At 38.4% G+C, this 15,546-nt stretch carries 12 protein-coding genes; 8 read left to right on the top strand and 4 right to left on the bottom strand.

Translation table 11 applies throughout. The features are described from left to right. The first annotated feature begins 157 nt into the window (after positions 1–157). On the top strand, positions 158–2,950 hold the full coding sequence (locus tag ACHABU_RS08750) for a UPF0182 family membrane protein (protein ID WP_435764445.1): 2,793 nt from the start codon (positions 158–160) through the stop codon (positions 2,948–2,950). 338 nt (positions 2,951–3,288) lie between these two features. Here the strand turns inward: ACHABU_RS08750 and ACHABU_RS08745 are convergent, their stop codons facing one another. From ACHABU_RS08745 to ACHABU_RS08735, 3 genes are all read right to left on the bottom strand, one after another. Beyond that, complete coding sequence (locus ACHABU_RS08745; RefSeq protein ID WP_435764443.1) at positions 3,289–3,915, bottom strand: flavodoxin family protein; 627 nt, start codon at positions 3,913–3,915, stop codon at positions 3,289–3,291. 101 nt (positions 3,916–4,016) lie between these two features. Beyond that, the gene (locus ACHABU_RS08740) at positions 4,017–4,505 is read right to left on the bottom strand and encodes a hypothetical protein (RefSeq protein WP_435764441.1); all 489 of its coding nucleotides are present in this window, start codon (positions 4,503–4,505) and stop codon (positions 4,017–4,019) included. Positions 4,506–4,513: 8 nt separating this feature from the next. Next, positions 4,514–5,518: a DUF3231 family protein gene (locus ACHABU_RS08735; protein ID WP_435764439.1), complete on the bottom strand. Its 1,005-nt coding sequence runs from the start codon at positions 5,516–5,518 to the stop codon at positions 4,514–4,516. Between the two features lie 212 nt (positions 5,519–5,730). Here ACHABU_RS08735 and ACHABU_RS08730 point away from each other — a divergent pair, with 212 nt between their 5' ends. The 4 genes from ACHABU_RS08730 to ACHABU_RS08715 are packed head-to-tail and all read left to right on the top strand — an operon-like array spanning position 5,731 to position 9,760. Continuing rightward, on the top strand, positions 5,731–7,290 hold the full coding sequence (locus tag ACHABU_RS08730; RefSeq protein ID WP_435764437.1) for a spore germination protein: 1,560 nt from the start codon (positions 5,731–5,733) through the stop codon (positions 7,288–7,290). 3 nt (positions 7,291–7,293) lie between these two features. Then, the gene (locus ACHABU_RS08725; protein ID WP_435764435.1) at positions 7,294–8,403 is read left to right on the top strand and encodes a GerAB/ArcD/ProY family transporter; all 1,110 of its coding nucleotides are present in this window, start codon (positions 7,294–7,296) and stop codon (positions 8,401–8,403) included. Continuing rightward, on the top strand, positions 8,393–9,580 hold the full coding sequence (locus tag ACHABU_RS08720; RefSeq protein WP_435764433.1) for a Ger(x)C family spore germination protein: 1,188 nt from the start codon (positions 8,393–8,395) through the stop codon (positions 9,578–9,580). Before ACHABU_RS08725 ends, ACHABU_RS08720 begins: the two co-directional genes overlap by 11 nt. Continuing rightward, positions 9,581–9,760: a hypothetical protein gene (locus ACHABU_RS08715; RefSeq protein ID WP_435764431.1), complete on the top strand. Its 180-nt coding sequence runs from the start codon at positions 9,581–9,583 to the stop codon at positions 9,758–9,760. Between the two features lie 4 nt (positions 9,761–9,764). Here ACHABU_RS08715 and ACHABU_RS08710 read toward each other — a convergent pair whose 3' ends face one another. Next, positions 9,765–10,445, bottom strand: a complete 681-nt coding sequence (locus tag ACHABU_RS08710) for a YqjF family protein (protein WP_435764429.1) — start codon at positions 10,443–10,445, stop codon at positions 9,765–9,767. A gap of 197 nt (positions 10,446–10,642) precedes the next feature. Here ACHABU_RS08710 and ACHABU_RS08705 point away from each other — a divergent pair, with 197 nt between their 5' ends. The 3 genes from ACHABU_RS08705 to ACHABU_RS08695 all read left to right on the top strand — a co-directional run bounded on the left by ACHABU_RS08705 (position 10,643) and on the right by ACHABU_RS08695 (position 15,431). Beyond that, positions 10,643–12,085, top strand: coding sequence for an FMN-binding glutamate synthase family protein (locus ACHABU_RS08705; protein WP_435764427.1), 1,443 nt, complete (start codon positions 10,643–10,645; stop codon positions 12,083–12,085). A gap of 65 nt (positions 12,086–12,150) precedes the next feature. Further along, positions 12,151–13,659: an amidase gene (locus ACHABU_RS08700; protein WP_435764425.1), complete on the top strand. Its 1,509-nt coding sequence runs from the start codon at positions 12,151–12,153 to the stop codon at positions 13,657–13,659. 233 nt (positions 13,660–13,892) lie between these two features. Continuing rightward, positions 13,893–15,431 carry an AbgT family transporter gene (locus ACHABU_RS08695; protein ID WP_435764423.1) on the top strand — a complete coding sequence of 513 codons (1,539 nt, stop codon included), beginning with the start codon at positions 13,893–13,895 and terminating at the stop codon, positions 15,429–15,431. Positions 15,432–15,546: the final 115 nt, after the last annotated feature.

Below are 15,546 nucleotides of genomic sequence, written 5' to 3'. Positions count from 1 at the left end.
TTCCTGTCCCTATGGTCCAAAAATGACTTATAGAAGTATTGTTGTTAAACTAATGAAATAGATAATAAAATATATAGATATCGGTCCTTGTTTCTTTTTCTGTAGACTTAGAAGAAGCTAGAAATCTATTAGAATGGAACCGATATAAGGAGGATGTATGGACTTTAAAGGGAACATAAATCATAATCAAATGAAAAAGTTACAAAAGCTCGGCAGTTGGTCTGGGGTTATTATTGGGATTCTATTGCTTCTTTTCATTTTAGGTGCCGTCGCTTTCCAGTGGATCACAGAATATATTTGGATGGATTCCGTTGCTTTTGGTAACGTTTTCAAGACAGTTTTGGGCAGTAAACTGATGCTTGGTGCCGCTGGTTTTGTCATCTTTGGTTTCGTAACCTGGCTGACCGTATTTTGGGTGCGAAGATCGTATTTAAGCCATTTTGACCCGAATCAGCTTCCGGCATTTTTCTATCAAAAGAAAATGGCCATGAATGCGATTATAATCGCAATTGCTGTTTTCGCAGGACTTCTCGGCAGTGTGATTGTACAGGGAGTAGGCTGGGAACCACTTTTAAAAATCTTAAACTATGAAACTTTTGGGGAAAGCGATCCTATTTTCAACAGAGATATTTCTTTCTACATGTTTGTTTTACCGTTTTTAGAAATGATTATTAATATTTTACTAGGACTTGGTTTCTTCATGTTAGTAGTTGTGGTTGCTGCGTATTCCGTTTTTAATATATACCGGATGAACCGCTCGGCACAAATTCACTTAGGACTGACGATAGCTATTATCGGTTTGTTGTTAGCTGGCACTCATTTACTATCACCATTTCAAATGCTGCTTTCCAACAAAGTAAATATTTTTCAGGAGAGTGTGGTACACGGCCTAAGTTACACAGACCGCATCATTAATATTCCTGTTTCCTATATTTTAGCAGCAGTAGCGATTATCGGTGCCGTTTGGGTCATTTTTGCACTAAGAAAAGGCAAATTCAATGCGATGTTGATTCCGATTGTTGCTTATATTGCCGTCATCATTCTTGGGCAAGGAGCGTCCGTACTCGTGCAAAACTATCTTGTCGAGCCAAATGAATTTCAACGTGAGCAGCCATATTTACAGTATAATCTGGATTACACAAGGCAAGCCTATGAGCTCGAAAATATTGATGTATCGGAACATCCGGGAAATCAGGCTTCACTGGATGAAGATATGATTGAGAATAATGAGTTAACAATTAATAATGTGCGAATTAATGATGCACGACCATTGCTTGATATTTACAACCAATTGCAGACGTTCCGTACCTATTATCAATTTAATGATATCGATGTTGATCGATATGAAATTGACGGAGAGTATCAGCAAGTGTTTCTTGGTGCAAGGGAATTAAACACAGCTGACCTGCCTGAACAAGCCCAAACATGGGTAAACCGAACATTGCGTTATACGCATGGATACGGGATTGCGATGAGTCAAGTTAATGGGATTACTTCCCAAGGACAGCCAGAATATATTGTAAAGAATCTTCCGCCAAAAGGAGAAATTGACGTTGCGCGTCCACAAGTTTATTTTGGTGAAATGAGTTATCCAAATGTCATTGTAAATTCGGAAGTCGATGAATTTGACTATCCGTCAGGTGATGAAAATATGACGAATCTCTACGAAGCTGATAAGGGGATTTCGCTTAGTGGCTGGAATCGTTTACTTTTTTCTATTAATGAAGGGTCATTCCGTATGCTCGTATCAGATCAGGTTTCCAATGATAGTCAATTGCTCGATACCCGGAATATTGTAGATCGCATCAACCGAATTGCACCATTTTTCGAATATGATGAGGATCCATATATCATTGTACGTGATGATGGTACATTAGCTTGGATTATTGACGCTTATCTAGTAGAACAAGGCTATCCGTATGCGGAAAATTACGAAGACAATAGAAACTATATTAAAAACGCAGCGAAAGTGATGGTTGATGCGTACACCGGGGAAGTTAATTTCTTTGTTACCGAACCGGATGATCCGCTACTTCAGACGTATCAAAATATATTCCCTGATTTGTTTACAACGGAAATTCCGGAAGATGTGGAAAGCCATTTCCGTTATCCAGAAGGGTTATTTAAGATTCAAGCAAATAAATATGGTACGTACCATATGACCAATCTGGAAATTTTCTATAATCGGGAAGACCGCTGGGAATTCCCAACAGAGCATTATTATAATGAAGATATTGAAATGGAACCTTATTATGTAACGATGAAGCTTCCAGAATATGACGAAGAAGAATTCATTTTAATGATGCCATACACACCTAAAAATCGACAGAATATGATTGGTTGGATTGGTGTACGGAATGACGGGGAACATTACGGAGAAAAATTTGTCTACCGTTTTCCAAAACAGGAAAATGTCTATGGTCCGCAGCAAATTGAAAATCGGATCAATCAGGATAGTGTTATTTCTCAAGAGTTAAATCTCTGGTCGCAAGGGGGTTCTCAAGTCATTCGCGGAAACCTATTGTCCATCCCAATTAACGATACAATGCTATATGTAGAACCAATCTATATTGAATCCTCTAATGAAACATCATTGCCGGAAGTAAAACAAGTTGTCGTTGCTTATCAGGATTATATCGTCATGGAAGCAACGTTTGATGAAGCACTAGAACGTATACTTGAATTAGCTGGTGGCGAAATCGATGAGCGTGATTTACAGCCTGAAGGAGGACCATCAATAGAAGATATCGAAGGAGACCCTGAAGTGCCGGCAGAATCTGAAGAAGAGGAAACACCTGCACAAGTACCATCCGGAGATTCTGATCTATTATTGCAGGAATTCTCTGAGCTATTTGGTGGTTATCAGGATGCCCTTTCCAATGGAAGCTGGGAAGAAGCAGCCAAAATTATGTCAGAGATTGAAAAGCGATTGGAACAAGTAAATCAATAAGATTTAACTGCAAGAGATGAGCACTGCAATCGCGGTGCTCATCTCTTTTTTAATGGTAAAACAAAATACGTTTTTGCAGAGAGAAAAGTATAAAATTTCCTATCTGCATAAGCCCAACTAAGGCTGTCGCCGAAAGGCTTGATGACAGCCACGTTTTCTAATCAGGTAAGAATGTGGCATTTATCCGAATTTGGAAGAATATCTTACTCGCTAAAAAAGTTCTTGCCTCCGATTGGGTATAGAATTACATGCCAATAGTAAACCTCTCCCTAAAAAGAAACCGCCCCCAAATGTCAGGTGCCAAACTAACATGAGGAGACGCAGTTCAGAATGGGCTGTTATTCGGAGACGTTTCCTTCAGCAGGTATGGGTTGCTTCTGAAACATTTTAGCTAAGTGTATGAGGTTGTGACTTGCCATTTGAACATTTGATTGTGTGAATTCATTTTTATATCCTTCAGCTTCTATATAGGAAGGCCCAGGTCCAGCATCTCCGACCCAATATGCAATCGGATTTGGGGGGATAGCGAATCCTAGTTGTGCTAGTCCAAAGATAAGATCGCCAGCTGCATTTTTCGCACCATCTTCATTTCCGGTAACAACAGCCCCTGCAACTTTATTATAAAAAATCGGTTGACCTTTTTCATTTGTCTCACTGCTGGAACCATTTAAACGCTCCAATACTTTTTTGGATACACTACTTTTTTCACCGAGCCATACAGGAGAAGCAAGTACTAATATATCTGCCTGTTTTACTTTTTCCAGTATTTTCGGCCACTCATCGCCGTCACCCATATCATCGGCAATTCCATAAGCAATATTATAATCCACGATGCGAATGGTCTCCGACTTAATCTGTTTATTATCGAAAACATTGGTGAAATCTTTTAGCAGTGCATCTGTATTTGATTGTTCATCCGATTTTTTTAGGGAACAATTTAAAATTAAAGCTTTTAGATTTTCCAAGAATAACACTCCTTTTCATGGTATGTAGTGTCTCTTCCCGGAAATTCATTAAAGTATGCAGTGAAAATAGGATAGATCCCGATTCATTTAAAAATCGAGAGCTATCCAGGTTCGTTTGTGTATATTTTAAATAAGATACTTCGTAAAAGTACGCCAATTGCTAAACCAATTGGTAAAAATAGTATCGGTAGCCACATTGGTCCGATTAAATACCCAAAAATTTTGAAGCCAGGTGAAAAAATTAACCCTACGGTGACAAAATAGGCTGAAAAGACGAGTGGCAAATAAGCAAAAGGCTTATCTCCACCACCCGCATCTTTATAAGCATCCCAAATCGCAAAAAAATATAAACATGGATAAAACATTAACCATAAATAATTCGTTTGTGCGATTGCTTCTTCAATTTTTAAATTAAAACTTAAAACAATAATCGCATTGAAATTTCCCATCACATTAATTAATATTTCCAATCCAATAAACAAAATGCATTTTACATAATTTCGTTGTAATAACTGAGCGAATCCGGGCAGAGCAATGCTCCATAGTATTGCTTCTAATTTTTTGCTTTTTAGATTTAAATTTGTCCCCATTTGCGTACCTAATTCGCTAGTTCTTTTCGATCAGCTGCCATTGGCGGTTGCTCCATCCAACCGTTGTCAATCATAATGTTTGCACAATCTTCTGAGTATTGGGCTATTTCAGCTATTAGACGCGTATAGTGAGCTCCTAAATCCCTCCTAGGACTTACAGACACGGAAACACCATACTGTCCAATTCCATATCCGATTAGCATAGAAACCAAGAACAACATTAGCTTGTCGGAAAAGGGAGGGGTGGTAGAATCACTTACTTCCGATGTCAGTAAATAAGCACCATCAGATAAATAGTCATCATTTAATATCGATTCGAAAATTTCTACATGCTTACCAGATATATCTCTCCCCCGTTCGAAAAATCGTCTCACTTCTTTTGATTGTGCTACTTGACTAAATCCGGTAATAACAGCTTGTCCTAACGCATTCTGTTTTGCATTAAGCACTAGATTAGCGACTTCAACGCCGAGTAGTGGTCTACGATCTGCAAACCATCCAGCTAAAAAGATTTGTTTCTTCACGAAGTCAATCTGTTTCTGTTTTGGAATTTGTGGGGCACGTAAATATATCCCTTTTTCTTTAGCTAACTCTTTTGCTAGTTTGTGTAGTTCTTGTGTGCCAATTAAATTAGTGGAAAAATAGTCAATGACATCTGTTCGTACCGCAGCTGTGAGCGATGCTGAATACAAATTAAGCGATATATTAGTCATAGCCAAAATGTATTCAAGAAAAAGCTTATCAGAGAATAACCTAGGCGCACTCGCAATGACATCATGTTCGGTAAAACCTTGTGGAATGACATGCCCTTCTTGCTTAAAAAATTCTGTCTCTCTTTCTACATTCTGCTTTGTTATGGCTAATGTCTTTTCTAGTACCCCTTTAATTTGTTCGTCCTCTACATGTTGTAAAAAGTACGTTAATCCACATAAACCCATGGTATTACTTTGATAAGAAATCCAAATTGCAGAGACTTCTGGAGCAGTTAATCCAATGGAATTCTGATTATTCATAGTTGTATAACCCTTTCTTTTTACATTAATATTTACAGAATTGTACTCTATTTAGGTTGCTAATAAACGATGTAATTATTCATTTTTTATTTAATTTAAACCTGGACTAAACTGGGAACACATCTTAATACTACAAACCTCCTCTGCATAAAATTTACCTAATATGGGAAAGAAAAGGGGGAGAATCTATTTTATGTAATTGAGGGGATTAAATGGCGAGATCTCTTTTTAATCGAATGAAGAAGAAAAAGCAAGGTAACAGTAATCAATCTTCACAGCAAACGGCTTTAAAACCGAAAGTAACCAAAAACCTAAATGAAAATCTTAAAAACCTGAAGCAAATGCTTGGGGATCCAGATGATTTAGTTATTCGGGAACTAATGATAGGTGGAATAGAAACTAGAGCGGCCATTATATACATAAGTGGGTTAACCGATGTAAATCTAATTAACAATAATATTTTAAATACGATTCAGCATAATCTGAAGCAGTTTGAATCCAATGTACTCGATAAAGTTTATCAAGAAGTCATTTCAATTACGGATATTAAAAAGTCAACAACAATGGATGAGGTTTCCTTTGCTATTTTAAACGGTAGTACCGCATTTTATTTAGATGGGATGAACACCGTTTTATTAATGGGTACTTCGGGAGGGGAAAGCCGTTCGATAACAGAACCCGAATCGGAAACATTAATTCGGGGTCCAAGAGATGGGTTTGTTGAAAATATTCAAACAAACATCGCGCTCATTCGCCGTGATATTAAAGACCCGAATTTGCGCTTTACAAAACATGAAGTTGGAAAACGTTCCAAGCAAAAATTAATTGTGGCTTATGTGGAGGGAATTACGAATCCGGATATAGTAAATGAAATCAATCGTAGACTAGAAACGATTGATATTGATTATGCTTCGGATTCAGCATATGTAGAACAATGGATAGAAGATAGTTTTCTGTCTCCTTTCCCACAATTATTGGATACGGAACGACCAGATAATGTATCCGCTGGTTTAATGCAAGGGAAAGTGGCGATAATTATTGATGGATCCCCTTTTGCATTAATTGCACCTTTATCGATCGGTGATGCTATGCACTCCATGGAAGATTATACCCAACGATGGATAGCGTCATCCTTTCTGAGAGTATTACGTTATCTTTCCGCTTTTTTAGCTGTTTTTTTACCCGCCCTTTATATTGCGCTCGTTTCCTATCATCCAGGTATGCTTCCAAGTACATTAGTCTATTCGATTGCAGCTACGAGAGAAGGGGTACCATTTCCTGCAGCAATTGAAGCAATAATCATGGCAATAACGTTTGAAATCTTACATGAGGCAGGGGTACGGTTACCAAAGGTCATTGGACAAACGATTGGTATTGTCGGTGGGTTAGTCATTGGGGAAGCAGCAGTGAGTGCAGGAATCGTTAGTCCCATCATGGTAATTGTTACAGCTCTTACAGCGATTGCATCCTTTAGTGTTCCATCCTATAGTGTAACGATTACCTTTCGAGGGTTACGTTTTGCTTTTATGATAGCCGCTTCCTTTTTAGGGTTATATGGAATTATCCTTGTTTACCTTATGTTAAATATTCATCTTGTTAATTTAAAAAGTATTGGTGTACCTTACTCTACCCCTTTTGCTCCCTTCTTTGTCAAAGACTGGGTGGATTTGGTTATCCGTGCTCCAATTACAAAATTAGCAAAGCGACCAACTTATCTGAAACCATTGGATGATCAATCAAAGGATATCAAACCAGAACAAAGGAAGGAATAATTCATGAGTACGTTTAAATATGGTGATGAAAAAATTAGAACCCGAGATATCATGATTGCTGTTCCTTCTATGACAATCGCAATAGGAATACTCGTATTCCCAAGGACGCTTGCGGAAAAAACGACATCATCGGATGGATGGGTTTCCATTATGTTGTCTGGCTTGATAGCAATTATGCTTGCATGGTCCATAGCAAAAATTGCTGCAAATTTTCCAGGGCAATCCTTTCTTTCCTATGCTTCATCATTGGTCTCAAAACCAGTGGCTGTCATTTTAACATTTTTGTTCGTTATCCAGGGGATTATCTTAACTGCTTTTGAAGTACGCGCGATTACAAATATTGCACATCAGTATTTGTTTGAACGCACACCGAATGAGATTGTAGCGCTAACCTTTTTACTTGTTGTTGTCTATGCTATCTCTGGTTCTCGTGCGGGGATATTCCGTCTTAATGCTATGTTTTTGCCAATCATTTTTTTAACTTCAATAATTTTAATTTTTTTTTCAATCGGTTATATGGAAGTGGAAAATGTATTACCAGTATTTAAAACAGATATGCAGGGATATTTACAAGGGACAATGGAAAGTACCTTATCTTATACGGGAGTCGGTATCTTGTTTTTTTACATATCGTTGGTAAGGGAGCCTAAAAAGGCACCAGCTATGGCAGCCTTTGGAATGTCATGGGTAGTAATTATGTATATTTTTATTTATTTAACTTGTATTGCAGTATTCGGAAATGAAACAACAGCTAATATTCGCTTTCCCTTTATCGAATTATCCAAGTCGATAGAAGTTCCTGGAGGTTTTTTGGAACGGTTAGAATCTGTGTTCTTTGTTATTTGGATTATAGTAATCTTTACTACAGCGGCAATGGCATTTGATGTTTCCGTACTAGCATTAAACTCAATTTTTCCTAACATAGGTAAATTAAAAATTATATTTGTGTTGTCCCCTATCATTTACTTGATAGTGGGAATTCCTCAAGATTTTGTAGAAATAGGAATCTTTGGAGAATATATAGGTTATTACGGTTGGGGATTATCTGGAATGGTCGTTATTCTATTATGGATCATGTACAAAGTTAAAGGAGCGAAAAAAGGTGAGAAATAGAAAATTTTCAGTAGTTCTTACATCTACTTTTCTCCTGGTGATTCTTGCTGGATGCTGGGATGATGTAGAAGTGGAAGATAGAGCATTCATTTCTGGCGTTGCCGTTGATTTGGCAGGCGAACAAGGGGGAAATACGCGTTTTGAAATGACAAACCAACTCATTGTTCCCGCTGGTATAGGTACACCATCAGGAGGAGGGGGAGGAGGGGAGAAGGCCTTTCGAAATTTATCTCAAACTGGGGAAAGCTTATATGAGATTAATTCAGCTATCTCTAAGCAGGCCAATCGCAAGACCAATATAGAGCATATAGAAATAGCAATTATATCCAAGGATCTTGCTAAAGAAAAAGGACTATTTGCTGATATTATGGATGTGTTTATTCGTCAAGAGAATATGCGCAGAGGAATCCTAATGGCAATTTCAGATGGGAAAGCGAAGGATTTCTTAGATCTAGAAACGGAGCATGCAAAAGTTCCAGCACAGTATGTCAGTGAACTTATGGAAAATAGACAGGTTGCAGAAACAACAGAACCCATTCGAGTTGGTGATATACAGGAAGACCTTTTAATGAATAGAAGCTATATCATCCCACAAATTGCCATGTATGCTGATAATAGTATCAATTATGAAGGGTTAGCAGTTTTTCAGGGGCATACAAGTCAATTGGTCGATACCCTTAAAGGGGATGAGGCAAAAGGACTGAACCTTATCATTGGCGAGAATCAGCAAGGCAGTATTACTGCTGATGTAGAGGGGGATCAGGCGACATTTCTTATTAAGAAAGGCGGTAGTAAACTTAAGCTTAAGAATAAAAGTAAGGAAAATCTGGAATTTCAAGTAGATATTGAAATAAATGCTTCCATCGCAGAGTACTTTGGTTCATTGGATTTTTACAAAAAGGAAAATAGAGATAAATTTGAAAAAGCGTTAGAGGATAAGGTAAAGAAATTAGCAGAGGATGCTTCGAAAAAAATAAAGGATGACTTACAAGTAGATGTGCTTACTTTCGATAAATACCTTAGAATGCATCATTATAAATTATGGAAAGAAATTGAAGGAGACTGGGATTATGGAGAAAATTATTTCGCAAAAAGTAATATAAAAATTAATGTAAAAACTACAATTCAGGAACCAGGTAATTCTATTCGAATGAAGAAAGAAGGAGAGGATCAATAGATGTGGACTATGATAATGGAAAGAATACCAACCACTCTTGGATTTGTATGTACGTTCTTGGCATTTTTTGTACCGTATGTAACGTATAAGATAAATCAGAAGTTGCATAAAGATGGAGATCCTCCATGGAAAAAAGAGGATACGAATGAAACAAAAAAGCAACCCTCTTCAAATAGGTAGTTGGTTACAATAACCTTTTAATATTCCAAAAAAGGGTATCTATTCCATTGGAAAAGTGTGTCATAGCTGGTTGGTATTCATTAACACCAAGTTGGAGTTCTGAAATAAGTTTGTTCTTTTGTATGTCGGATGTTGCTGGCTGTAAAGGCCACTGTTTATGATGGATATCTGCCATATAAATAGTTGAATTCTTGCCCATGCTGTATAAGCGGTATCTTTCAGTGAGCCAATAATCCAATGATTCTTTTTCGGCATAATAGACACCTGGAAATGGTGTAAATGAGCCCTCGCTCTTCATATGCACATTCTTTTTTCGAATGCTATTAAAGTGAAAGAATTGCTCTTTTTGTTCAATGGAGATAATTGAGGGTTGATAAGGTAAATAATACCATCTCTTTGCTATCCTATTGGAGGCCCAATTGTTCACGTCAATAGAAAGAAAGTAAATTCCCGGTATTCCATTGTATGTTACATAAGTTCTAATATTTATCTCGGGAAATCCAGAGGTTAAAGAAAACGCAGGGATTCCTCGTAGATATATACTTTCCAGGTCAAATACAATCATACCTATCCATGCTTGTCCAAGATATGTATCAATCTTTAAAAAATCAGGAATCAAGGACCTTAAACGGTGCGGTGGAACGGGCCAATGAGTAAAGGCAACGTTTCGCCAGATTTGTCGCATAATCCATCGATTGGTAGGTATTGGAAACGGACGATGATGTAATTCTTTAAATGGTTCTATAGTAAACCCCTCTTTTAGACTCGAAATTAATTTATAATCTGCTTTGATGTATATATATGCTCGAAACCATAAAACATGTTTATCATTCTTAGGAAAACGATAAGGTTAAACAATTTGTTGGCAAGGTAGTGAAGATGATGTTCCTAATTGCTATTATTATTTTAATATTGCTTTCTATCCTATTTTTTATGTTCTTTTTCTTTCTGTTTGGCTGGCGTTGGTTGATGAAACGGATGGTAAAACATATGGGGAAAATTATTTTCACGGATAGTTATCAGGAAAACTTGATGGAAATGATTCCCGGGTTTAAACATATGGGAATCCAGAATTCACTGGAGAATAATTTGCGGGCTGAAACCGGTGATGTTCTTCATCGTCCGCTAGGTTCATCAAAGAAATGGCCTCATTTTGACAATATGACGTTTATCCCCGCACAAGTCTCTTCCTTTCCAATTGATGGGGAGGAAGAGGTGGATGTGAAAGTGACGATTGGTCCAAAAGCCAAAAAGCCGCTTCAGATTGATATTCCTTTAATAATTAGTGGAATGGCCTATGGTATTGCCTTAAGTGAAGAAGTCAGACTCGCGTTGGTCGGAGCTGCGAATCAAGCCGGAACAGCTATCAATTCCGGTGAAGGTGGCGTGATGTCAGAGGAAATAGAAGCAGCAGAAAAATATATATTACAATTTTCCAAAACAGATTGGTCAAAAGATGAAAAACTTATTAAACAAGCGGATATGATAGAGATTAAGTTTGGTCAAGGAGCACTAGCTGGAATGGGTGGAAAAATATCTCCTAAAAATTTAACGGGACGTGCTAGGGAAGTAATGGGGCTAAAAGAAGATGAAGATGCAGTTATTTATGAACATTTTTTTGAAAATCAAACAATTAATGATTTAAGAGAATTGGTAAAGGAACTTCGTCAATTAACAGGTGGTGTTCCGATTGGAGCAAAGATAGCTGCAGGAGGGAAGCTAGAAGAAGATATAGACCAGTTAATCGATATGGGAGTAGATTTTATTTCTATTGACGGGGGACAGGCAGCGACACACGGTGCACCACCCATTTTAGCGGATGATTTTGGAATACCGACCTTACATGCAGTTGTTCGAGCGGTTAATCATTTGGAAAAGCGGAAGATGAAAGGAAAGATTAGTTTAATTGTCTCTGGTGGCCTCTTTACACCTGGTGAATTTTTGAAGATTTTAGCACTTGGAGCGGACGCGGTTTATTTAGGGACGGTAATGTTATTTTCTGTAGCACATAGCCAGACATTTAAAGCACTTCCATTCGAACCACCAACACAAGTTGTATGGAATGAGGGCAAATTTAAGAACCAATTCAAAAAAGAGGAAGGGGTAAAATCAGCCGGGAAATTTCTGACTGCTTGTATTGAAGAAATCAGAATGGGACTACGGGCGATGGGGAAAAAATCTCTAAAAGAACTAACCAAAAAAGACCTTGTATCCTACGATCAACTTACAGCTAAGATGGCAGACATACCATTTACATTTGAACCTTGGCAAAGTAAGAAGAAAGAGGATCAAGAGGAAACACAAAAGGATAAGGGGAAAGCATAGTTTTGGAACAATTCCCCATCCATGTTAGACTAATTTGTAAAAGGCCTTTGTGGGGAGTGATACATATGAATTTAGAAACATACTTAAAAATGGATGCAACGGAAATGGCTAATTTAATCAAAAAGAAAGAAATAACCGCAAAGGAATTGATGGATACCGCGTTTAAGCAACTGGAGAAGGTAAACCCATCCTTAAATGTTGTTACTCATACAAGAATGGAAAAGGCACTGGAGGAAGCAGAGCGGATTTCGATTGAAGGGGCACCGTTTAATGGGGTTCCTATTTTGTTGAAAAATATCTCCCAAGCTGTGGAAGGTGAACAGATGACATCAGGTTCCAAGCTTCTTCTGGGGAACCGTTCTAAACATGATTCTTATTTTGTGAAGAAATTCCGTGATGCGGGATTCCATTTTATGGGGCATACCAATACACCGGAATTTGGCTTGAAAAATATTACAGAACCAGAAATGTATGGGCCCACGAGAAATCCGTGGAATACCGAATATTCACCAGGAGGGTCAAGCGGTGGAGCAGCTGCCGCAATTGCTTCTGGAATTGTCCCGATGGCTGGTGCTAGTGATGGAGGCGGTTCCATACGAATTCCAGCTTCATTCACTGGCTTATTTGGTTTAAAACCGACGAGGGGACGTACACCGGTCGGGCCTGGATATGGAAGGCAATGGCAGGGGGCTTCGATTAATTTTGCTTTAAGCAGAAGTGTACGTGATAGTGCTGCAATGCTTGATATTCTTCAAGTCGTACAAGCCGAAGCAGCCTTTCAGACACCGTTATTTCCTGGTAGTTATACAGATGCCATGATAGAAGACATTCGAAGGCCATTGCGTATCGCCTTCTCTACAACGTCTCCAGTTGGTACACCAGTTTCTGAGGATGCAAAGATTGCTGTCGAAAAGACGGTGAGATGGTTGGAGGCTCAGGGACATGATATAGAAGAAGCGGACAATCATGTGAATGGTCGCCAGTTAATGAAAGATTATTATCTAATGAACAGTGGAGAAATGAATGCAACAATCATTGGTCTGGAACGAGCGCTAGGAAGAAAAATTACTGCAGATGACATAGAGGTTGAATCATGGATATTGCATCAAGCAGGAAAATCAGTTTCAGCTGCAGCATACGCAGACAGTCTAGCATCATGGGATAACGCTGCAGAAAAGATGGCGAATTTTCATCGAATATATGATTTTTATATTACACCAGCTACTGCATATACAGCACCCAAAGTTGGTGAGCTAACCCATGAGAAGCAGGAACAAGAAAAATTACGAGTAAAACTGAAAGAAATGAACACGGTGGCGGAACAACAAGCATTGGTATATGACATGTTTTTACCAAGTTTAACCTATACACCGTTCAGCCAGCTTGCTAACCTTACTGGTCAACCTGCAATGTCCATGCCGGTGCATCTGTCGGAAGATGGACTCCCGTTAGGTGTACAAGTGATCGCACAAAAAGGGGAAGAGCACCGACTATTACAATTAGCAAATAAAATAGAACAATCAAGTTTGTGGGTTGGTATGAGAGGGAATACGTTTTTTAAAGAACTATTTTAAATTTCCGTTAACTTCTCATAATCGTACGTTAAAAAATGCTATTTCCTTTTCTATATATCTCTTTTTACATAAATAATCCTTCTAGGTGTAATCTTAGGAAAAATTTCATTATTATTGCTTTTTTAGAAGATATTTAAATTTACTGTTAAGGCATGTATAATGAAAAACGTGTCAAATTTTGTGCGTATTTTTCAGAATATTAACGATTTAAGGATGAGGAAGGAGCAACATTTATGTCAGAGGAAAGAAAGGGTTTGTTCCAACGCTCACTAGATGGAGTAGAGTTAGTTGGAAATAAGTTGCCTCACCCGGTTACGTTATTCGCAATCTTAGCTTTACTTGTACTCTTGCTTTCAGCTGCATTGCAGCCGTTAGGGATTAGTGTAGAGCACCCTGGTGAAGAAGGAACGATGGTTGAAATTAATAATCTGCTGAGTGCAGAAGGGATTCAATATATATTTGGAAGTATGACCGATAACTTCATCGGTTTCGCACCACTTGGAGTAGTGCTCGTAACGATGCTAGGAATTGGTGTAGCGGAGCGCACGGGTCTCATTAGTGCATTGCTTCGTGGCTTTGTATTATCTGTACCAAATCGTTTTATTACATTAGGACTTGTCTTTGCTGGAATTATGTCCAGTGTGGCATCTGATGCAGGATATGTTGTATTGCCACCACTTGGGGCATTACTATTTGCAGCACTCGGCCGTCATCCATTAGCCGGTCTGGCAGCAGCCTTTGCTGGTGTTTCTGCAGGATTTAGTGCAAATTTACTTCTGTCTGGAACAGATGCAATGCTTGGGGAACTTACAATTGCAGCAGCTTCGATTATTGACCCAGCATATGCAGAAACAATGAATATTGCAATGAACTGGTTCTTTATTGCGGCATCTGTATTTGTGCTTACTTTTATCGGTGCATGGGTTACCGAACGTGTTGTAGAACCACGACTCGGAACGTATAAAGGAGATCAAAAAGAAAGCTTGGAAGGTATTCAGCCAATTGAGAAAAAAGGGCTTATTTGGTCAGGGATTGCATTGGCTGTCGCGTTAATTTTAACAGCGTTGCTGATTGTTCCTGAAGGTGCACCTTTACGTGGTACGGAGGGTGACGCAATGGAGCAGATTGTTCAATCTCCGTTCATGAGCTCATTAGTTCCAATAATTGCAATCCTATTCTTTGTTCCAGGACTTGTTTATGGAATTGTTACAAAAGTTATCCGAAATGACAAAGATGTTGCTGGCCAAATGACGGATACGATGGCATCCATGGGAATGTTCATTGTTCTTGCTTTTACTGCCGGTCAATTTGTAGCTTTTTTCAATGAGTCCAATATGGGATTGGTTCTAGGTGTTTATGGTGCTGAGTTCTTGGATAGTGTTAATCTAACAGGTATACCACTTATTTTGGCGTTTATTTTAATTACTGCATTTATTAACTTATTTATTGGAAGTGCATCCGCGAAATGGGCGATGATGGCTCCAATATTTGTTCCAATCATGATGCAATTGGGCTATTCACCGGAACTGACGCAAATGGCTTATCGTGTGGCAGATTCAACAACAAATATCATTTCTCCATTAATGACATACTTTGCAATTATAATCGCATTTGCACAAAAGTATGATAAGAAAATGGGAATTGGTACATTGATTTCTGTTATGCTTCCGTATTCCATTTACTTCCTGGTAGGATGGACAATTATGCTAGTTATTTGGATGCTAGTCGGAATACCACTCGGACCGGGTGGACCACTTTTATATCAACCTTAATAAATAATAACGGTAGCATCACTCAGTTTAGGAGTGATGCTATTTTTCTATTATTCGACAAAATTCGGGGAGTGACAGGCACGCATTTCGGGAAAGGGATTGGTAGAGAGAGGTG

This window comes from Oceanobacillus sp. CF4.6 (assembly GCF_051262635.1).
GTDB lineage: Bacteria > Bacillota > Bacilli > Bacillales > Amphibacillaceae > Oceanobacillus.
This window is presented reverse-complemented; position numbering and strand designations above follow the sequence as displayed.

Excerpts from the sequence above, each read along its gene's own strand:
- ACHABU_RS08750 (WP_435764445.1), top strand. The coding sequence starts at position 158 with ATGGACTTTAAAGGGAACATAAATCATAATCAAATGAAAAAGTTACAA.
- ACHABU_RS08740 (WP_435764441.1), bottom strand. The coding sequence starts at position 4,505 with ATGGGGACAAATTTAAATCTAAAAAGCAAAAAATTAGAAGCAATACTA.
- ACHABU_RS08735 (WP_435764439.1), bottom strand. The coding sequence starts at position 5,518 with ATGAATAATCAGAATTCCATTGGATTAACTGCTCCAGAAGTCTCTGCA.
- ACHABU_RS08730 (WP_435764437.1), top strand. The coding sequence starts at position 5,731 with ATGGCGAGATCTCTTTTTAATCGAATGAAGAAGAAAAAGCAAGGTAAC.
- ACHABU_RS08725 (WP_435764435.1), top strand. The coding sequence starts at position 7,294 with ATGAGTACGTTTAAATATGGTGATGAAAAAATTAGAACCCGAGATATC.
- ACHABU_RS08715 (WP_435764431.1), top strand. The coding sequence starts at position 9,581 with ATGTGGACTATGATAATGGAAAGAATACCAACCACTCTTGGATTTGTA.
- ACHABU_RS08710 (WP_435764429.1), bottom strand. The coding sequence starts at position 10,445 with ATGCGACAAATCTGGCGAAACGTTGCCTTTACTCATTGGCCCGTTCCA.
- ACHABU_RS08705 (WP_435764427.1), top strand. The coding sequence starts at position 10,643 with ATGTTCCTAATTGCTATTATTATTTTAATATTGCTTTCTATCCTATTT.
- ACHABU_RS08700 (WP_435764425.1), top strand. The coding sequence starts at position 12,151 with ATGAATTTAGAAACATACTTAAAAATGGATGCAACGGAAATGGCTAAT.
- ACHABU_RS08695 (WP_435764423.1), top strand. The coding sequence starts at position 13,893 with ATGTCAGAGGAAAGAAAGGGTTTGTTCCAACGCTCACTAGATGGAGTA.